This window comes from Bradyrhizobium sp. CCBAU 53351, assembly GCF_015291745.1.
Taxonomy (GTDB): Bacteria; Pseudomonadota; Alphaproteobacteria; order Rhizobiales; family Xanthobacteraceae; genus Bradyrhizobium.
The window spans coordinates 6469081-6488709 of record NZ_CP030059.1 but is presented as its reverse complement, the minus strand read 5'-3'; the positions used below and the strand labels follow the sequence as shown (position 1 = coordinate 6488709).

The window sequence follows — 19629 nt, the reverse complement described above, 5'->3', positions numbered from 1 at the left end:
AGCAGCGTAAGAACGCTGCAGTGCGTCCGGGACACGAGTGACGCGCCGTAGCTACGCTTCGTCTTGTTGCTGACGCCGCGGCACGGCATCGTCACGATTTTACCGCGCGTGCCGTGTGGCTAGCTGCGAACGAGAAGCGGCTGCAATGTTCATGCGATCAGAGTTGCAACGCGCGATCGCGAATGCATGTGACACTGCAGGATCATCTCGACCATCCTGCGGTTGCCGTGGTTCTACGGTCTCCCGCATGAGATGCGTTTTTGCCGAAAACCGTGCGACAAAATGATTTCATTGATCGGCTCGCTGCTCGGTCTTTAGGCAAATTAAATCCTTTCGGCGCTTACCTGAAGTTCACAGGTTCGATTTTTGCGAATGCCACGTTGGAGGCTCCCATGCGGACCAATCTTCCGGTCACGACCACCGAATATCCCATTACCGACAAAGCCCTCATCGTCTCGCGCACCGATACGAAAGGGAAACTGACCTACTTCAACGATCAGTTCGTCGAGGCCTCCGGGTTCACCGAGGCGGAGTTGATGGGGCAGCCTCACAACATCATCCGCCATCCGGATATGCCGCCAGCGGCCTTCGAAAATTTGTGGGCGACGCTCCAAGAGGGAAAGCCCTGGTCGGGCGCCGTCAAGAACCGGCGCAAGAACGGCGACTTCTATTGGGTGCTGGCGACGGCCTCTCCCATTCGAGAGAACGGACAGATCGTCGGATACAGCTCCATCCGCACCAAGCTGCCCGCCGACCAGCGCGCCGAAGCCGAGCAGGTGTATGCGAAGATCCGGGAGAACAAGCCGCACGACTATAGGTTGGACGCCGGCATGCTCCGCAGACGTTCGTTCAGCGATCGGTTGGCCATCTTCACGGGCACGCTGAATGCGCGCCTGGTGACGCTCGTCGCCATCCTCTCGCTGTTCCTGCTCGTGATCGGCGTCATGGGCTTGCAGGGGACGCGCCAAAGCAATTCGCGGCTGCAATCGATTTACGAGGATCGTGCGGTGCCGCTGGCACAGCTCTTCGAAATCAATGACCGGATGAGAGACAACACGGTGCTGCTATTCGAGGCGGCCGCCAATGGACGCGCCGGAAAGCCGGTCGAAGGAATCACTGCCAAGGTGAACGCCAATTTGGAGAAAGTCGGGAAGGCCTGGGCCGACTACATGGCGACCTACCTGACGCCGGAAGAAAAAGGTGTTGCCGACAGCTTCACGCCCAAGCGCGTGAAATATGTCGAGCAAGGGCTGAAGCCGGCGCTGTCGCTCGCTGCCGAGCGAAAGTACGACGAGCTCGCCGCCGTGCTGGCCGGGCAGGCGCGCGAGCTGTACGAGGCGGCGAAAGCCGATCTCGACAAGCTCGTGGCGATCCAGGTCAAGGAGGCCAAGGCCGAATACGACGCGGCCGAACACGAATATGGCTGGCTGGTCGGCGCGGCGCTTGCCCTCCTGGTGACGAGCATCGCCATCGGCGGGCTCGTGAGCCGGCAAACCATCCGTGCCATCGTCCGCCCGCTTCAGCGCCTGAACGATGCGATGCTCAGCATCAACCAGGGCAAGCTCGACAACCGCATCGTCGTCGAACGAGACGACGAGCTCGGCGTTGCCTTGCGAAACCTGCAGACGCTGCAGGCTATCGTTCGATTCGACCGCGACGAGCTGAAGGCGACCGAGAAGAGGTCAGCGACCCAGCGCAAGCTGGAGATGATCAAGCTCGCCGGCAGTTTCGAGAGCGCGGTGGGCGAGATCATCGAAACCGTCTCGTCGGCCTCGACGGAGCTGGAGGCCTCGGCGAACACGCTGACCTCGACCGCGGAGCGCGGAGAGAAGCTCGCGACGATGGTCGCGGCGGCTTCCGAAGAAGCCTCGACCAACGTGCAGTCCGTCGCGAGCGCGACGGAGGAGTTGTCATCCTCCGTCAACGAGATCGGCCGGCAGGTCCAGGAATCCGCGCGAATGGCCAATGAGGCGGTCGAGCAGGCGCGCATCACCGATCAGAAGGTCGGTGAGCTGTCCAAGGCTGCGGCGCGGATCGGCGACGTGGTCGAGCTCATCACCACGATCGCGGGTCAGACCAATCTGCTCGCATTGAACGCAACGATCGAGGCTGCGCGGGCCGGCGAAGCCGGCCGCGGCTTTGCCGTCGTCGCCTCCGAAGTGAAGGCCCTGGCCGAGCAGACCGCCAAGGCCACCGGCGAGATTTCCCAGCAGATTTCCGGCATTCAGGGCGCGACCCAGGACTCGGTCAACGCCATCAAGATGATCGGAAGCACGATCAAGTCCTTGTCGGAGATCTCGTCGACCATTGCGGCGGCTGTCGAGGAGCAGGGCGCGGCGACCCAGGAGATCGCACGCAACGTGCAGCAGGCCGCTCAAGGCACCCACGAGGTCTCGTCGAACATCACGGACGTCCAGCGTGGCGCGACCGAAACCGGCTCGGCCTCGTCGCAGGTTCTCAATGCGGCGCAAGCGCTTTCAAGCGACAGCGAGCGGTTGCGGACGGAGGTCGGTCGCTTCCTTGATGGTGTCAGAGCGGCCTAGGCGAATTCGACAGCAAGTCGTTGTCCCCTCGGGGGAACAACGACTTGACGGCGCAGCGTTCAGTCCAGCCTATGCCGCCGCCTTCTTGCGCGCGAGCTCGGCCTTGTACAGCTCGAACTCTTCCGCAATCGCTTTCGCGACCGAGGGCCGCTGGCGCAGACGTTCGTAATAGGCCTTCACGTTCGGCCATTTCGCAAGCTCGATCGGCGGCGTCGCCATGGTCCAGTTGATGACGGTGACGAGATAGGCGTCCGCCACGCTGAAATGGTCGAGCAGGAAGTCGCGCCCCTTCAGGTAGTTGTCGAGATAGTCGAGCCGCGACAGGTTCTTCTCCAGCGCATAGGCCTTGGTTTCCTGCGGCGCCTTGCGATCGAGCACGGGAATGAACAGACCCTTGTGCAACTCGGTGCCGATGAAGCACAGCCATTGGTGCAGGCGCGTGCGGTCGATGCCCTCTGCGGCGCCGATCCCGGATTGCGGGAAGCGGTCGGCGACGTATTGCAGGATCGCCGCATTCTCCGTCAGGACCACGCCCTCGTCGGTGCGCAGCGTCGGCACCAGGCCAATCGGGTTGACGGTGCGGAAGTCGGAGCCGTCGCTCAGCACTTTCTTGGTCGCCGGGTCGACTTCGAGATAATTCGCCCCGGCGCCGGCTTCATACAGCGCGACGCGGGTCGCCATGGAACAGGCGAGCGGCGAGAAATAGAGATCCATCTGTAGCCTCCTCGGGCAATTCTTGAGGTTTCGCTCAACCTGGCCAGATTGATTTTTGTACTGTCTTGCATAATATAAATCTGGTCAAGGATTATTTTGCGAAATGGTACAAAAATCGAAGCCGCCAACTGCTGCCAATGAGCCCAAGCGCCGCGGTCGGCCGCGCGCTTACGAGCCGGAGGTCGCGCTCGGCAAGGCGCTCGACCTGTTCCGCAGGCAGGGCTTTGCCGCGACCTCGCTCGACGACCTCAGCCAGGCCACCGGCATGAACCGCCCGAGCCTCTATGGCGCCTTCGGTGACAAGCGGGAGCTCTACATCAAGAGCTATCAGCGCTACCGCGAGGAAGCGCGGGCCTCCATGGCTGCGATCTTTCGCGAGGAGATGCCGGTGCGCCAGCGGCTGGAGCGCATCTTCGCCTCCGCGCTGAGCATCTATCTGTCCGGCGAGACCGGTCCGCGCGGCTGCTTCACGGTGGTGACCGCGGCGTCGGAAGCCGTTGGTGATCCCGAGATCCGCGCCATGGTGCTCGACGGGCTCACCGAACTCGACAAGGCCTTTGCGAGCTGCTTCCGCCGCGCCAAGGAGAAGGGCGAGTTGCCGGAGAGCGCCGATCCGCTCGTGCTGGCTCAGATCGCGTCGGCCACCGTCCACACCATCGCCATCCGCTCGCGTGCCCGCGTTCCCCGCAACGAGCTGGAAGCAATCGTCAAGGGCGCCATCGATGTGATGGTGGGAGCCAAGGAGTAGGCTGTCGTCCCGGACAAGCGCAGCGAAGCGGAGCGCAGATCCGGGACCCATACGCCGCAGCAATTCATTGTGCGAGGACTCGGAGTCGCCACCTTGCGCCGCAACTTCTCCCTGTGGTTATGGGTCCCCGCGTTCGCGGGGACGACACTGAAGTCGCCGCGTTGGTTTCGTCCCCTACGCCGCGCGGATCTGCCCGAGGAAGCGATCCACCTCGTCGCGCAGCCGTTGCGACTGTTTCGACAGCTCGACCGCCGAACCCAGCACTTCCTCCGCCGCCGTGCCGGTGGCGGCGATGCCGTCGGTGACGCCCGCGATGTTTTGCGAGACCTCGCCGGTGCGGGCGGCGGCCTGTTGGACGTTCTGTGCGATCTCCTGTGTCGCCGTGCCCTGCTGGCCGACGGCAGCCGCAATCGCGGCGGAGATTTCGTCGACCTGCTGGATCGTCGCGCAGATCGACTGGATGCCGTCGACCGCGCCTGACGTCTCGCCCTGCACGGCCGTGACCTGTGCGCCGATCTCCTCGGTCGCCTTCGCCGTCTGCGTTGCCAGCGCCTTGACCTCGGAAGCGACCACGGCAAAGCCGCGGCCGGCTTCGCCCGCACGCGCCGCTTCGATGGTCGCGTTCAGCGCGAGCAGGTTGGTCTGGCCGGCGATGCCGTTGATGAAGGAGACGACGTCGCCGATCTTCTGTGCGGCTTCCGCCAGGCTCTGCACGCGTGCATTCGACTGCCGTCCGTCGTTGGCGGCCTTGCCGACCACCTCGGTCGCGTGGGCGAGGCGGCGGCTGATCTCGGTCATCGACGAGGACAGTTCCTCCGCCGCTGCGGCGACGGTCTGCACGTTCTCCGAGGCCAGTGTCGAGGCCGACGACACCGCGCGCGTCTGCTGCCTGGACTGCTCGACGATGGCCGACATCGAGCGGGCCGTATGCTCCATCTCGACCGCGGCCGAGGACACCGTGGTGACGACGTCGCGGATGCTGGCCTCGAAATTGTCGGCAAGCGCGGCGAAGGCGCGCCGCTTCTCCGCCTCCGACTTCGCCTTGGCTTCCAGCTGCTCGGCCTGGAGCTCGTTGAATCTCACGGCATTGTCGCGGAACACCGTGACCGCCTTCACCATCGCACCGACCTCGTCATTCGCCTTGCTGGCGGGAACGGCGACGTCGATGCGCCCGTCCGCAAGCTCGCGCATGACGGACGTGATGGCGAGGATCGGACGCGAGATGCTGCGGGCAATGAGATAGCCGACGATCGCGGCTAGCACGAGGCCGAGCGCGGCGATGCCGAAGGCAAGCAGCCAGGCGCGGTCGGCCGAGGCTACGTAATCGGCATTGTCCATCACCAGCTCGACGGCGCCGAGCGGCTTTCCGGAGAAATCCTTGACCGGTCCGAGCAGCGCGGCGACCGGAATGTTGTCGAGCTTGGCCTGCCTCACGGTGAAGTCGCCGGCGGTGGCGCGGCCGTAATCAGCCGCGTCGAAGAAGCTCTTGCCCTTCAGCGTGCCGCCGAACAGCTTGAAGGCCGAGCCGTCGGCCAGATGGAAGGCGATGTCGACGTGGCGGTTCGCCTTGAAATCGTCGAGGAAGGACTGGCCGAAGGTCAGGCCGAATTCGACGGTGCCGAGTTGCTTGCTCCCTTGCGCGATCGGCACCACGCCCCGGATGCCGAGCCCGGCGACGCCGCCTTCGAGGCCGACGACGACCTTGTGCTCCTGGTTGGCGACCAGAACGGTCTTGCGGAAGCCGGAGAGGTCGTCGCCGAATTTCGCGGGCTGGTGCACGCGCAGGAAAGAGGTCGCCGGCGCCGTATGGAACTGGAACTGCTCGACACCGTATTCCGATTTGGTCGCGGCAAAGACCGGCCCGAACAGGGCGGTCAGGGCGTTGCGGTCCTGTTTGGCCATTGCATCCTGCGTCGCCGGCATCGCGGCTACGACCGTGCTCATGGCGGCCGCGCGGTGCGACTCCTCCGCGATCCGCGACAGCAGGGCATCATAATGGCTGCGCAGCTCGCGCTGATCGGCGCGGTCGATGATCCCGGCGATGATCCACATCGCCCCGAGCACGGCAAACAGGGCCGTCGCCGCCGCCGTCACCGCGAGGGCAACCGTGATCCGCATCCTGAGGCCGAGGCTCGCGCGCATATTCGACTCGTTCGTTGACCGTTGGTTAAGAACGCATATCAAGTTCTCGCTAAGAGAGGGTGAACGGGATACCGGCGGAGCGCAGTGGTTGTGGGGGAGATCGTCGGGGCAGGGCTGTCTGACCCACCTGGCATGAGGCGCGCGTGCCTCTTCCGGCCAGCTAAAGCCTAATACCCCCGCGTCCGGTCCACCACGTTGTCCAACGCGCCGCCAGCCTCGAACCGCGCGATCTGCTCGGCGACATAGGCCGAGATCGCGTCCGCATCGGTGTCGGCTGCGTTGTGCGGTGTCAGCACCACCTTTGGGTGGGTCCAGAACCGGCTGTCCGGCGGCTGCGGCTCCTGCACGAAGACGTCGAGCGAGGCGGCGCCCAGCGTGCCGTCGTCGAGGCAGGCCAGGATATCGGCCTCGTTCTGCAGGCCGCCGCGGCCGGCATTGATCAGCACGGGTGCGCCGAGCGGGCTGTTGCGGTTGAGCTTTGCGAAAACGTCGCGGTTGAGGATGCCGTGCGTATCAGGCGTCAGCGGCAGAAGGCAGACCAGGATGTCGGTCTTGCGCAGGAACGCGTCCATGCCTGCAGTACCATGGAAGCATTCGACGCCCGCGATGGTGCGGGGGCTGCGGCTCCAGCCGGCGACACGGAAGCCGAGCCGGCGTAGCACGTCGGCGGCATCGGCGCCGAGCGTGCCGAGGCCCATGATCCCGACCGTGACCGCGCTGGCCGGCCACTGATATTTCGGCTCCCAGCGCCTCGCGCGCTGCGAAGCCCGCAAATAGGGCTCCTGGCGGTGGTGCATCAGCACGTGCAGCACGACATATTCGGTCATGCGGTTGGTGAGATCTGGCACGGCGACGCGGACCAGCGGCACGTCAGGCAGGCTCTTGTCCGCCATCAGCGCATCGACGCCGGCGCCCAGATTGAAGATGGCCCGCAGATTGGGAAACGCGCCGAGAGCGCCCGGCACCGGCTTCCACACCGCGGCATAGTGCACCTCGGCCGGGTTGAGCCCGCCATCCGGCAGCAGCACCACGCGACGGTCGCCGCAGACGGCGTCGAACCGGGCCTTCCAGCGCTCCGGCGACCAGTTCTGCTGCGTGCTGTTGATCAGGACGGCCAGGGTGCCCATGGTCATGCGAAGTGCCTCGTCAAAGTTCCGCTGGAGAAGGCCCTCCTTGGCACGATCTGCCTGATTTTTCCTGCAAATTTTTTCCGCAGTCCTGTCGGAGCGGGGCATATTGGCGCGTCTTTAGAACAGACGAGGAAAGTGTCGCCTATGCTTTATGCCATCCTTTGCTATCACGATGAGGACTTCGTCGGCTCCTGGAGCAAGGAGCAGGACGAGGCCGTGATGAAGAAGCTCGCCGTGGTGCAGGAGAAGCTCACCCAACAAGGCCGGCTCGGCCCGGTGGCGCGGCTGTTGCCGACCACGGCGGCGGCGACCTTGCGCAAGGAAGACCCGCCGCTGGTGCTCGACGGTCCCTATGCCGAGACCAAGGAGCAGCTGCTCGGCTTCTACATCGTCGACTGCAAGAATCTCGACGAGGCCCTCGACGTCGCCCGCGATCTCGGCGCCGTCAATCCGGGCGGCGCCTACGAGGTGCGTCCCGTCGGCGTGTTCAGGCCGGGAGGACTTTCGACGTGAGCGAAGCCGACACCGCCTGGATCGAGACTGCGCTGACCTCGGCGCGCCCCCAGGCGGTCGGCGCGCTGCTGCGCTATTTCCGCGACCTCGACACGGCCGAGGAGGCCTTCCAGAACGCGTGCCTGCGCGCGTTGAAGACCTGGCCGCAGAATGGGCCGCCGCGCGATCCTGCCGCCTGGCTGATCATGGTCGGCCGCAACGTCGCCATCGACGAGGTGCGGCGCACGCGCAGGCAGCAGCCGCTCCCTGAGGACGACCAGGCGATCTCCGATCTCGACGACGCCGAGGGTGCGCTCGCGGAGCGGCTCGACGGCTCGCACTACCGCGACGACATCTTGCGGCTGATGTTCATCTGCTGCCATCCGCAATTGCCGGCGACGCAGCAGATCGCGCTGGCGTTGCGCATCGTCTCGGGCCTGACCGTGAAGCAGATCGCGCGCGCCTTCCTGGTCTCGGACGCGGCGATGGAGCAGCGTATCACCCGTGCCAAGGCGAAGGTCGCCGAGGCGGGGACGCCGTTCGAAGCGCCCGGCGCGGTCGAGCGCTCCGAGCGGCTCGCCGGTGTCGCGGCGATGATCTATCTGATCTTCAACGAGGGCTATTCGGCGAGCGGCGACACCGCGGAGATCCGCAAACCGCTCTGCGAGGAGGCGATCCGGCTGGCACGGCTGCTGCTGCGGCTGTTTCCGAGCGAGCCGGAGATCATGGGGCTCACCGCGCTCATCTTGTTGCAGCATGCACGCAGCGCCGCGCGCTTTGCCGCGGACGGCTCGCTGATCCTGCTGGACGATCAGGACCGTTCACTGTGGAACGGGACCATGATCGCGGAGGGGCTTGCCTTGATCGACAAGGCGATGCGCCATCGCCGCAGCGGGCCGTACCAGATCCAGGCTGCGATCGCCGCGCTGCATGCCCGCGCGTCCGCACCGGACGAGACCGACTGGGCGCAGATCGACCTGCTGTACGGCGCGCTCGAGGTCGTGCAGCCCTCGCCGGTGGTGACGCTCAACCGCGCAGTCGCGGTCTCCAAGGTGCGAGGGCCGCAAGCCGCGCTCGATTTGATCGAACCGCTGGCCCCCAAGCTCGCCAATTACTTCCATTTCTACGGCGTCCGCGGCGCCTTCCTGATGCAGCTCGGCCGCAACGACGAAGCCCGCATCGCCTTCGACCGCGCCATTGCCCTCGCCAACACATCCGCGGAAGCCGCCCATATCCGCATGCATCTCGATCGCCTGATCCGGGACAGCCAGCCGAAGGCAAAGGAAACTGTGAAGGCGAAATAGGGGCGCCTCGTCATTCCAGGGCGATGCGAAGCATCGAACCCGGAATCTCGAGATTCTCAGGGGCGTAATTGCGCACCGGAGTCCGGTCCTTCGGACCGTGCCGGAATGACGATCAAAAAACATTGCATCAATTGTCGGCTCCAGCCATCCCGTTTCGTCCTTTGCCCGTATCCACGGAGCCATCCATGCTGAAAGCCATTGCCATCATCGCCATCGTGCTCGCGGTCGGAATCGCGGGCGTCCTCGTCTTCGCATTGACGAAACCCGACACCTTCCGGGTCGAGCGCAGCCTCGCGGTGAAGGCGCCGGCGGGTGCGATCTACCCGCAGGTTGCCGATTTCCACCGCTGGACCGATTGGTCCCCCTATGAGAACCGCGATCCCGCCATGAAGCGCAGCTTCGGTGGATCCAAGGAGGGCAAGGGCGCGACCTATGCCTGGGACGGCAACAACAATGTCGGCGCCGGCCGTATGGAGATCCTCGAGGCGAACGGGCCGTCCAAGCTTCGCATCAAGCTCGATTTCGAACGGCCTTTCGAAGGTCACAACACCGCCGAGTTCACCTTTGTGCCGCAAGGCGATGCCACTCTGGTCACATGGGCGATGTACGGTCCGGCTCCGTTCATGTCCAAGATCATGCAGGTGTTCATCAACATGGACAGCATGATCGGCCAGGATTTCGAGGCCGGTCTCGTCAGTCTCAAGAAGCTGGCCGAGAAACAATAAACCTCACTGCAAACGAAGAGGAGAGAAACGATGCTCAATGCCTATCTGTTCTATCAGGACAATTGCGAAGCCGCGTTCAGCTTCTACGCCAAGGTTCTCGGCGGCAAGATCGATGCGATGATGCGCGCCTCGGAGGCGCCGCCGGACATGCCCGCCGCGCCCGGCCGCGAAAAGACGATCATGCATGCGCGGATGTCGCTGCCCGACGGCAGCATGCTGATGGCCTCCGACGCTCCGCCGGAGCATTTTCACAAGCCGCAGGGCTTCTCGATTTCGCTCACGGTCAAGGATCCCGCCGATGGCGAGCGCAAGTTCAACGCGCTCGCCGACGGTGGCAGCGTCACCATGCCGTTCAGCAAGACCTTCTGGGCGAAGGGCTTCGGCATGTGCGTCGACAAGTTCGGCATTCCCTGGATGGTGAATTGTCCGGCGGAAGGCATGTGACGCGCGCATGTTTGGTTGAGTTGGAAATCCCCTCTCTCCAAAAGCTGCGGGAGAGGGGACACGGGGAGCCGTCACAGGGCGCAAGCGTCGTTCCGTCACGCGCCGATCGGCCGATTCCCTTTTACCGGATTGATCCGGTCACCTCCTCGCCTTGCGGCGAGGGTTGCACGCAGCGAGGGCAGATGACGAGCTTGGTGCCGAGCTGCCTGTCGTTCTCCGCTTCGATCTCGTCGTGGACCGCCCACCACGCCTCGGAGTAGGGCCGCAAGGTGCCGAGCACGCGTTCCCGTTCCCGATTTGGATCGCTCGCCGCAGGCGCGGGACTCGCTGCTTGCCGCCTCGCGCTATGAGGGCCGCTCTTGTTGGCGGCGCTCTTGTTGGGGTCTTGGCCAAGGCCATCCCACGCGATCGGACGACGCTCCTGCGCCGGTGCGACTGCACATCCGAGCAGCGCTGTGCAGAAGGTGAGCAAGATGAAGCCGTGTCGCAGCATGCCGGACCCAAAGTTCGCGCAATGCGCACGCTCCGCACAGGGAACTCGCATCGCGTCGGTGAAATGGAACTTAAGGCAAACGAGTTGGCCGGCATGGCCGCGGAATGAACTCAACGAGTCGCATCACTTTGCGGGAGCAGTGAGGCCGCTTCGTGAAACCGCGCGGACTGCATCGCACAACAATTGACGCAATATTGGGCTGTGATGTGCACGTCAGAATCGCTATTGGTGACTCATAAAATCTAAAAAGCTGGGGTGGACGTCACTTGTGGAAGGGGAGCGACCGATGGCGGCGGCGCTACAGATCAATTTTGCCCTGTGGGGGATGCTTATCTGCGTCAGCATGAAGCTGGGGCCGGTGATCCAGACTCTTTATTGAAGGCAGCCAAGCGTGATGGCGTAGCAGACCCGGTGCGCACATTCGGTGCGAACACAGGGAACCTGCCGTATGGCCTCGCGCCGGGCAAGCCACATGCCATTGGTGTGACGCGGTTCACATAACTCGTTCACGTCACATGCGGCGCGGTTGCCACATTCGTCAGCGGCAGCGCGGATAGATCGCGGCGAGATCACGCCCCTTGAGCAGGAGCAGCCGCGAGGTGAGGCCACCGCGGCGGCTGATCCAGTCGCGGACCGGGCCAGGATAGGCGGCAAGCACAGCGACCGATGCTTCCGGCTCGGCATAAAAGCGCCCGCGCCGGTCCACCGAACGTGCTGCGTGGAAGCCCAGCACGGCACGCTTGGTGACACAGATGCGTTCCTCCGGCACGATGCTCAGCACCAGCGTGCAGGCAGACAGGCAGGGACCGTCGATCACGACGCGCTCGCCGCTCTCGCGCACCTTCTCGAACAAATCGAGGAACGGTCCGACCTGTCCGCCCGGAGATTGGATGATGCGGATTTCGGCGGCGGCCGGCGAAATCGCAAGAAGTGCCGATGCGAGCATCACGGCTTTGACGAAAGCGCGTCGCATGGAGCACTCCACAAGCTCGGTTTCGTAAGGGTGGGCAAAGCGCGCCGTGTCCACCAATGTCACGTGGTGGATACGGCGCTCACGCGCCGTTGCCCACCCTACAATTTCCGTACCTACCCGTTCCGCCTTTGACCGCGCAGCGTCGGCAGGCCGATCCCGGCCGCATCGAAGCCACCATCAACGGCCAAAATTTGTCCGGTGATGTAGCTCGCATTTGCCGAGCACAGGAAGTAGATCGCTTCCGCGAGCTCCTCCTCCAGGCCGTAACGGTTGAGCGGGATGGCGTCGTGATAGTCCGCGCGGATCTCCTTGGTGTGCACCTGCTTGGCCATCGCGGTGTCGACCGGCCCCGGCGCGACCGCGTTGACGCGGATGTTGAGCGAGGCGAGCTCGACCGCGAGCTGCTTGGTCAAATGCGCGAGACCGGCCTTGCTGGTGCCGTAGGCCGAGCGCAGCGTCGAGGCGCGCACCGCCGAGATCGAGGTGATGTTGACGATGGCGCCGCCATGGCCCTCGCGCATCAAGGGCACGGCCGCCTTGGTGCAGAGGAAGGGGCCGGTGAGATTGACCTCGAGCACGCGGCGCCAATCGGTCTCGGATGTCTCCATCAGCGGTGCGAACACGGCAATGCCGGCATTGTTGACCAGCGCATCCAACCGGCCGAACCGGCGCTCGATCGTCGTCATAGCATCGCTCACGGCAGCTGCGTCGGAGACGTCGCAGGTCAGCGCCAGCGTCACCTCGTTTTGGTCGATCCCGGCGACCGCCCGGCCGAGCAACTCGCCCTCGATGTCGAGCAGCCCCACACGCCAGCCCTCGGCCAGGAACTTCTTCGCGGTCGCAAGTCCGATGCCACGCGCGGCTCCGGTGACGAGGGCGACTTTTTGCGGGGAGGCGGGCATGGGCGATTTGTCCTGTGTCGAAAAAACGGGCGCGCGTGAGCAGCCGCTCCTTTTACTGTGCTTCGGTATCGATGAGGAAGAGCTTATGCCGCTGGAGCGGCGCGCTCACGCTTGAACCGTCCCCCTGCGGTGGCCACTTCTTCAGAGGCCCCCGAAGGAGGACAGGACTAAAACCGCGGAGACGACGCCCTATGACAGCTCTGCCGAGGCGCGCTGCATGTTGGCCGACATGTCGGAGGTCACGATGCTCTGCTCCTCGACCGCGGCGGCGGTGGAGGCGATGAACTCGTTGACGCCGGCGATCGCAACCTTGATCGCGCTGAGCGAGCTCGCAACGTCGCCGGAGATGGTGTTCAGCGCGTCGATCTCGGAGGTGATCGTGTCGGTCGCGCGCTTGGCCTGGCCGGCGAGGTTCTTCACCTCGGAAGCGACCACCGCAAAGCCGCGCCCGGCTTCGCCCGCTCGCGCCGATTCGATCGTGGCGTTAAGTGCGAGCAGGTTGATCTGGCTGGTGATGCCCGAAATCATGTCGACAATGCCGCTCATGGCGTGCGCCGCCGTGGCCAATTTCTGCGCCTGGGTGTCCGCGGATTCGACCCTCGTGGTCGCGACCTTGGAGGTCTCCCGCGACTTCGCCATGGTCTCGGAGATTTCGCGGATCGAGGCGCTCATCTGCTCGCTGCCGGCGGCAACCGCCTCGATCAGTCCGCGGGCATTGTCGGCCTTCTTGCGGCCGATCGCCTGCGCGGTGATGTCGGTGGCGTATTTCACCACCTTGTAGGGCTTGCCGTTGAGGTCGAAGATCGGATTGTATGACGCCTGGATCCAGATCTCGCGGCCGCCCTTTGCGATCCGCTTGTATTCGGCGGCCTGGTATTCGCCGCGGTTGAGCGTCTCCCAGAACTGGCGGTAGGCGGCCGAGTTCTTCTCGTTCGGCTCGACGAACATCGCGTGGTGCTGGCCCTTGATCTCGGCCAGCGCATAGCCCATCGCCTTCAGGAAGTTCTCGTTGGCGGTGCGGATCGTGCCGTCCATGTTGAACTCGATCACCGCTTGCGATTTCTGAATTGCGGCGAGCTGGCCGTCATTGTCGGCCGCCTTCATCTTCTGCGCGGTGACGTCGGTCGCGAACTTCACAACCTTGAACGGCTTGCCGGCTTCGTCGAGGATCGGATTGTAGGTGGCGATGATCCAGATCTCCTTGCCGCCCTTGCCCAGCCGCTTGTATTCGGCCGCCTCGAACTCGCCGCGGTTCAGCTTGGCCCAGAACGCGGCATAGGCCGCACTCGCGCGGTCCTCGGGCGTCACGAACATGCTGTGATGCTTGCCCTTGATCTCGTCGAGCGAGTAGCCCATCGCGGCAAGGAAATTCTCGTTGGCGGTGACGATGGTGCCGTCCATGTTGAACTCGATCACGGCCTGGGCGCGATTGATCGCGGCGATCTTGCCGGAATCCTCCATGGTCTTGATCTTGTACGCCGTGATGTCGGTGGCGAACTTGATGAAGCTAATGACCTTGCCGTTCTCGTCGCGCAGCGGCGCATAGGAGGCGTGGATCCAGACCTCCTTGCCGCCCTTGCCGAAACGCTTGTATTGCGTGGTCTGGAATTCGCCGCGGTTCAGGCTGGCCCAGAAGTCGCGGTAGCGCGCGCTGTCGCGCTCGGCCGGGCTGACGAAGATGCTGTGATGCTTGCCCTTGATCTCGGCCAGCGTGTAGCCGCTGATCTTGAGCAGGTTCTCATTGGCATCGAGGATGGTGCCGTCGAGACCGAATTCGATCACGGCCTGTGACCGGTCGAGTGCCTCGACCTCCGCGATCGCATGTCTGATCTTCTTGCTCTGGAAATTAAACACGTTGGCTCCGCAATGCTCAGAAACGAATCGGCAATACCGTTATCCCGAACTGAAAGTTGCAGGCTCTTCTTGATCATCTGTAAACCATGCTCAATCCTCCGCCGGTTCCGCAATTCAATGTGCATCGGTCCCAACTCCTTCAACTAACGGGTGTTTTTGATCTGTATGCACGGCGGAGTTCATAACTCGGACCCGCACTTTTACGGAGGCCCAGGAGAAATATTTTTCGCGTCGCGTGACCGCGCATAGCCGGCGGTGTCGGCAGGCTCAGGCGTGAACCGTCTTTATAGGATGTTTGTCTGCGGAGACGATTGATGCCCGACGTCCATGAACGCCTGATCCGAGACCTCTTCGCCGCCTATCTCGCCAACGACCGGCCGCGGGTTGCCGACGCGTTGGCCGACGATTTCCGCTTCACCAGCCCGTTTGACGACGACCTCGACAAGGCGACCTATTTCGAGCGCTGCTGGGGCGACAGCGGCTGGATCGCGCGCCATGACATCGAGCGCATCTTCGTCCGGGGCGAGGAGGCCTTCGTTACTTATCTCTGCCTTGCGACGGATGGCCGGAGTTTTCGCAACACGGAGTTCTTCACCTTCGCGGCCGGCAAGGTCCGGCGCATTGAGGTCTATTTCGGCGCAGCCCGAAAGGACGGTCGGTTTTTGCCGCAGCCGCGCTGAGGTTCCTCGAAATAATTTCACTCTCGTGTCGGTTCCACAAGGTTCCGTTCGTCTTGAAGGCGAGCGCGACCCGGGCGCCAGCCCGGCAGGACGAACAACGAGGAACCCCATGCGATTCATGATGCTGATGATCCCGCTCGGTTACGAGACCGCGCCGCCGGACGTGCAGCTCGATCCCGAGCGGGTCGCGGCGATGATGCGCTACAATGAGGCGCTGAAGGACGCCGGCGTGTTGATCACGCTCGACGGTCTGCATCCGCCGTCGATGGGCGCGCGGGTTTCGTTTGCGACCGGCGAGCCCATTGTCACCGACGGCCCGTTCGCCGAGGCCAAGGAAGTCCTCGGCGGGTATTGGATGATCGAGGTGGCCTCGCGGGCCGAGGCGATCGCCTGGGCAAGGCGGTGTCCGGCCTCGCCGAACGAAATCATCGAGATCCGGCAGGTGCAGGAGATGGCCGACTTTCCGCCTGACGTGCAGGCCGCTGCCGCCGGTTTTGGCGACCTGAAGACATAGCCCGCATTGGCCGCGAGGAGATCGCGGCCGTCATCACGATATCAACAAGGGAGAGAGCGATGAGCACCGAACACAGATTCCTCGCCATTTACCTCGGCAGCATGAGTGGCGAGAAGATGAAGGCCTGGCATGCGATGCCCAAGGCGGAACGGAAGGCAAAGGAGCGCGAGGGCATGGCCGCTTGGCACGGCTGGGTCGAGAAGCACAAGGATGTCATCGTCGAGCTGGGGGGCCCGCTCGGCAAGACCCGCAGGATCGACGGCCGCGGCATCTCCGAGATCAGCAATGCGCTGACCGGCTTCACGGTGGTACGCGCCGCCTCGCAGGAGGAAGCCGCAAAACTGTTCGAGAACCATCCGCATTTTGCGATCTTCCCGGGCGAGGCGATCGAAGTCATGCCCGTGCTGCCGATTCCGCAGATGTAGCTGCGGACGAAGCCCAATTCCGGGCGATGTTGTCGCTCCGGCCCGGCATCGCCGTGGAAGCACGGGGTTAATCACGCCCAATTCCCGCTAGTGACCTTCACCGCCGGCTCATGTAAAAGTCGTTCACATGAGCTGGCGCAAGGAGCAGCGCCGCGCCGAGCGCGGCTATCATCACGGCAATCTGAAGGAAGCACTTCTGCAGGCCGCTCTCGGGCTGATCGCCGAGAAGGGTGCGGCCGGCTTCACCTTCGCCGACGCCGCGCGCATGGCCGGCGTCAGCGCCGCGGCGCCCTATCGGCATTTCCGAGACCGCGACGAGCTGTTGTCCTCGATCGCCCAGCGCGGTTTCGAGCAGTTCGAGGCGCGCCTGACCGCGGCCTGGGACGACGGGCGGCCCGACACGGTCACCGCATTCGAGCGCGTCGGCAGGGCCTATCTTGCTTTCGCCCGCGAGGAGCCCGCCTTCTACAACGCGATGTTCGAGTCCGGTCTGCCGGTCGATGCCAATCCGGCGCTGCAGGCCGCGAGCGAGCGCGCTTTCAACATCATTCGCGCCGCGGCCGAGCGGCTCGCGGCGCTGGCGCCGCCCGGCATGCCCCGACCGCCGGCGATGATGATGGCCCTGCACATCTGGTCGATGGCGCACGGCGTCGCCTCGCTGTTCTCCCGTGGCGACGCCGCGCGACGAAAACTGCCGATGTCGCCGGACGAGTTGCTCGAAGCCGAGGTGTTGATCTATCTGCGCGGTCTCGGCTTCCCGACCGATCGCCGTCCGCCAGCCAAGAGCGCCGAGCCGCCGCCGGTGCCACCGGAGGCGTCCTCCGGTTCAGGCATGCCGCCCGGCGGCTCGCCAGGCGGTCCTTGGGGCAAGCCGAAATAAAATTACGCAGATCATCACGCGGGCGTGTCTTGCAGCCAGCTTGACAAAATCGCGGGATGGTCTAGCTATGTAAATGTTATTTACATTCACAACGGCTGATGCCGTCATGGAGAAGGAAATGGCCTACACCGCTGATGTCAATCGCTGGCGCGGCCCTTCGGACCAAAACTACGAGCGCCCCCATATGCTCGATACGCCCTGGCATCCCGGCTGGATCGCCGTGACCATCCTCGGCTTCATCATCTGGTGGCCGATCGGACTTGCCCTTCTCTTTTTCACACTCGGGAGCAGAAGAATGTCGTGCTGGAGCCACCAGGATCGCTGGCAGAACAAGATGGAAAAGATGCAGTACAAGATGGACCGCATGCGCGGCCGCATGGAGCGCCGCGGCTTCGGCTTTGGCTTCGGCCCGCCGTCCTCCGGCAACCGCGCCTTCGACGAATACCGCTCTGAGACGCTGCAGCGCCTCGAAGAGGAGCAGGTCGAGTTCAGGAACTTCCTCGATCGTCTGCGTCACGCCAAGGACAAGGAAGAGTTCGACCAGTTCATGGCGCAGCACAAGACGCGTCCGACCCCGCCGCCGACCGATCAGCAGCAGGGCTGACCTTCAAGCCTGACATCTCTCAAAGCCTTCAGGCGCATGCCCCCAAAGTCCTGATGGCCCCGAGCCGCCCGTCTGCGCAACCCGCAGGCGGGCGGTTTGGTTTTGAGGATCTGCTTTCGATTCTCCGCGCGCGAAGAGGAGGAGCGGAGTTCGGACGACGTCCGGACGACGGGTTGTAGTTACGCACGACAGCAACCGTAATCATTGGCCGGGCAACCACCTCTCATGCCGCCGACTGCGGCGATCCGGCTCGCCCCGAAATTGAATCAGCTCTTGCAACCAGAGGGTGCCGCGCGTAACCTCGGGGCGTTTCATGCGATGATATTTGGCTGAATATTTCGGGAGTATTTTCGTGCGGATCGTATCGATCGTTCGGAAAGTGGCCCCTCGCTGCTATCCCAATTATCTCAAGGCCTTTGAAGACGGCGACGACATCTTCGACCGCTTCAAGATCAACACACCCCTGCGCATCTCGCACTTCCTCGCCCAGGCGCTCTACGAGACGGGCCGCGGTACGGTCCTGTTCGAGAACCTCAAATACAAGACGGCAGCGCGCCTCCTCGAGATTTTCGGCGTCGGCAATCACACCGCGGCCATCCGCCCCGACGAGGTCGATCAATATCTCAACAATGATCGCGCTCTGGCCGAGCGCGTCTACGGGCTGGGGAATCCAAAGAAGGCGAAGGAGCTCGGCAACACCAAGCCCGGAGACGGGTACAAATATCGCGGCGGCGGCCTGATGCAGACGACGGGCGGCGCCAACTATCTGCGCATGGGCAACCTTGCAGGCGTGGATTTCTACAATGATCCGGACCTGATCGTCGCACCCGAAGCATCTCTCCTTCCCGCACTTCACGAATGGAACGAGGGAGGACTGAACGCTTGCGCGGATCAGAACGATATCCGCACGATCACGCGCATCATCAACGGCGGCTACAACGGCCTCAGCGGTCGCACGGAGCTGTTCGAAACCGTGTGGAGCGCAATCGGCAAGAGCGGCGCCAACCAGGTGGCCTGGAAAGCCGCGGCTACTTCGGATGAAACGCGCGAGCTTCAGGAGGCCCTGAACGATCTTGGCGCCGACCCGGCGCTTGTCGTGGACGGACGATATGGTCCTGCCACCGAGAAGGCCGTCACGTGGTTTCAACGCCAGGCCAAGATACCGGTCGATGGAAATGCCGGCATGGTCACGCTGGCGGCGCTGAAGCTCCGCTTGAACGCAAGGACTGCTTCAGAGCGCGCTTGAGCGCTCGTCGCCTTTAACATGCGAGCTTCGCCGGAGCTTCGCAGATGGATGTCTCGATGTTGAGGGCCGAACTTTAGCGAATTTGATCACGCAGAAGGGAAATAGCATGACTGACGGCGAAAAGATGCTGAAGCTGGCCGAGTCCCGCATCGGCGAGAAATACGTCAACGTCTGCGTGCCGAAGAACAACAAGAACTGGCACGGTCCATGGGACTGTGCGGAGTTCATGTCCTGGCTGGTGTATCAGGTCGGCGAAAAACTGTACGGCTGCGTTGATGACGACGGCAATCCCGCAACGGTCGAGGCCTATACCGGCGCCTGGAAGAGCGACTCGCAGAGACTTGGAAAGCGCGTTCCGTGGCAGCAGGCCGCTGCAACGGTCGGAGGCATTCTGCTTCGCTACCCGCCCGGACCGGGCATGATGGGCCACATCGTCGTATGTGACGGCAAGGGAGGCACCGTGGAGGCGATGGGCACGGCCTATGGCGTCCGTCGCGGCAAGGTGTCGGGCCGGAATTGGGATACTGGCGTCTTTCTCCCAAACTTCACGTACGGGGAGGCGGGTGAAGATCTCGATGTGGCCGAGCCGACCCAGCTCTATGCGCTCGGGCGCCCGGGCATGAAGGCGTCCGTGGTTCGCGATATTCAGCGCGCCCTGAAGGAGCTGGGGTTCAATCCGGGGCCGATCGGCGGTGAATATAACGACCTGACGGTGGCGGCGGTCGCGGCGTTTCAGGCGACCAAGGGACTCGTCGTCGACGGCCAGGTCGGGCCTCAGACGGCAAAGCGCTTGAAGGTCGAGCTCTAGGGTTGGCG

General features: G+C 63.7%; 20 protein-coding genes. 13 read left to right on the top strand and 7 right to left on the bottom strand.

From position 1 onward, the window contains the following. Positions 1 to 392 precede the first annotated feature (392 nt). Positions 393 to 2543 (top strand): methyl-accepting chemotaxis protein, encoded by a 2151-nt coding sequence (locus XH83_RS30845; RefSeq protein ID WP_194404364.1) that lies wholly within the window; start codon positions 393 to 395, stop codon positions 2541 to 2543. A gap of 69 nt (positions 2544 to 2612) precedes the next feature. On the opposite strand, the gene XH83_RS30840 is transcribed toward XH83_RS30845, so the two are convergent. Beyond that, positions 2613 to 3257, bottom strand: coding sequence for a glutathione binding-like protein (locus XH83_RS30840; RefSeq protein WP_194404363.1), 645 nt, complete (start codon positions 3255 to 3257; stop codon positions 2613 to 2615). A 103-nt stretch (positions 3258 to 3360) separates the two neighbouring features. Between XH83_RS30840 and XH83_RS30835 the strand changes: the two genes are divergently transcribed. Next, the gene (locus tag XH83_RS30835; RefSeq protein ID WP_194404362.1) at positions 3361 to 4005 is read left to right on the top strand and encodes a TetR/AcrR family transcriptional regulator; all 645 of its coding nucleotides are present in this window, start codon (positions 3361 to 3363) and stop codon (positions 4003 to 4005) included. A gap of 174 nt (positions 4006 to 4179) precedes the next feature. On the opposite strand, the gene XH83_RS30830 is transcribed toward XH83_RS30835, so the two are convergent. Then, the gene (locus tag XH83_RS30830; RefSeq protein ID WP_194404361.1) at positions 4180 to 6147 is read right to left on the bottom strand and encodes a methyl-accepting chemotaxis protein; all 1968 of its coding nucleotides are present in this window, start codon (positions 6145 to 6147) and stop codon (positions 4180 to 4182) included. Between the two features lie 167 nt (positions 6148 to 6314). After that, on the bottom strand, positions 6315 to 7280 hold the full coding sequence (locus XH83_RS30825) for a glyoxylate/hydroxypyruvate reductase A (RefSeq protein WP_194404360.1): 966 nt from the start codon (positions 7278 to 7280) through the stop codon (positions 6315 to 6317). A gap of 141 nt (positions 7281 to 7421) precedes the next feature. On the opposite strand from XH83_RS30825, the gene XH83_RS30820 reads away from it, so the two are divergent. The 4 genes from XH83_RS30820 to XH83_RS30805 all read left to right on the top strand — a co-directional run bounded on the left by XH83_RS30820 (position 7422) and on the right by XH83_RS30805 (position 10242). Then, positions 7422 to 7790: a YciI family protein gene (locus tag XH83_RS30820; protein WP_194404359.1), complete on the top strand. Its 369-nt coding sequence runs from the start codon at positions 7422 to 7424 to the stop codon at positions 7788 to 7790. Beyond that, a complete protein-coding gene (locus tag XH83_RS30815) occupies positions 7787 to 9073 on the top strand; it encodes an RNA polymerase sigma factor (protein WP_194404358.1) in 1287 nt (428 codons plus the stop codon). The genes XH83_RS30820 and XH83_RS30815 overlap by 4 nt, the downstream gene beginning before the upstream one ends. Before the next feature lie 185 nt (positions 9074 to 9258). After that, entirely contained in the window at positions 9259 to 9798 is a 540-nt protein-coding gene (locus XH83_RS30810; RefSeq protein WP_194404357.1) for an SRPBCC family protein, read from the top strand. A gap of 30 nt (positions 9799 to 9828) precedes the next feature. Further along, a complete protein-coding gene (locus XH83_RS30805; protein WP_194404356.1) occupies positions 9829 to 10242 on the top strand; it encodes a VOC family protein in 414 nt (137 codons plus the stop codon). A 121-nt stretch (positions 10243 to 10363) separates the two neighbouring features. Here the strand turns inward: XH83_RS30805 and XH83_RS30800 are convergent, their stop codons facing one another. The 4 genes from XH83_RS30800 to XH83_RS30785 form a co-directional block, all read right to left on the bottom strand. Next, positions 10364 to 10735, bottom strand: a complete 372-nt coding sequence (locus XH83_RS30800; RefSeq protein WP_194404355.1) for a hypothetical protein — start codon at positions 10733 to 10735, stop codon at positions 10364 to 10366. A gap of 538 nt (positions 10736 to 11273) precedes the next feature. After that, positions 11274 to 11708: a hypothetical protein gene (locus XH83_RS30795; protein ID WP_194404354.1), complete on the bottom strand. Its 435-nt coding sequence runs from the start codon at positions 11706 to 11708 to the stop codon at positions 11274 to 11276. A gap of 113 nt (positions 11709 to 11821) precedes the next feature. Then, entirely contained in the window at positions 11822 to 12610 is a 789-nt protein-coding gene (locus XH83_RS30790) for an SDR family NAD(P)-dependent oxidoreductase (RefSeq protein WP_194404353.1), read from the bottom strand. Between the two features lie 189 nt (positions 12611 to 12799). After that, on the bottom strand, positions 12800 to 14464 hold the full coding sequence (locus XH83_RS30785) for a PAS domain-containing methyl-accepting chemotaxis protein (protein WP_194404352.1): 1665 nt from the start codon (positions 14462 to 14464) through the stop codon (positions 12800 to 12802). Positions 14465 to 14778: 314 nt separating this feature from the next. Here XH83_RS30785 and XH83_RS30780 point away from each other — a divergent pair, with 314 nt between their 5' ends. From XH83_RS30780 to XH83_RS30750, 7 genes are all read left to right on the top strand, one after another. Further along, the gene (locus XH83_RS30780; RefSeq protein WP_194404351.1) at positions 14779 to 15144 is read left to right on the top strand and encodes a nuclear transport factor 2 family protein; all 366 of its coding nucleotides are present in this window, start codon (positions 14779 to 14781) and stop codon (positions 15142 to 15144) included. Between the two features lie 109 nt (positions 15145 to 15253). Beyond that, positions 15254 to 15658: a YciI family protein gene (locus XH83_RS30775; protein ID WP_194404350.1), complete on the top strand. Its 405-nt coding sequence runs from the start codon at positions 15254 to 15256 to the stop codon at positions 15656 to 15658. A gap of 59 nt (positions 15659 to 15717) precedes the next feature. Continuing rightward, positions 15718 to 16083, top strand: coding sequence for a YciI family protein (locus tag XH83_RS30770; RefSeq protein WP_194404349.1), 366 nt, complete (start codon positions 15718 to 15720; stop codon positions 16081 to 16083). A gap of 127 nt (positions 16084 to 16210) precedes the next feature. Further along, positions 16211 to 16963 carry a TetR/AcrR family transcriptional regulator gene (locus XH83_RS30765; protein ID WP_194404348.1) on the top strand — a complete coding sequence of 251 codons (753 nt, stop codon included), beginning with the start codon at positions 16211 to 16213 and terminating at the stop codon, positions 16961 to 16963. Between the two features lie 118 nt (positions 16964 to 17081). Continuing rightward, on the top strand, positions 17082 to 17567 hold the full coding sequence (locus tag XH83_RS30760) for a DUF2852 domain-containing protein (protein WP_194404347.1): 486 nt from the start codon (positions 17082 to 17084) through the stop codon (positions 17565 to 17567). A 352-nt stretch (positions 17568 to 17919) separates the two neighbouring features. After that, positions 17920 to 18813, top strand: coding sequence for a peptidoglycan-binding protein (locus tag XH83_RS30755; RefSeq protein WP_194404346.1), 894 nt, complete (start codon positions 17920 to 17922; stop codon positions 18811 to 18813). A 106-nt stretch (positions 18814 to 18919) separates the two neighbouring features. Continuing rightward, positions 18920 to 19621, top strand: coding sequence for a peptidoglycan-binding protein (locus XH83_RS30750; RefSeq protein WP_194404345.1), 702 nt, complete (start codon positions 18920 to 18922; stop codon positions 19619 to 19621). Positions 19622 to 19629 lie beyond the last annotated feature (8 nt).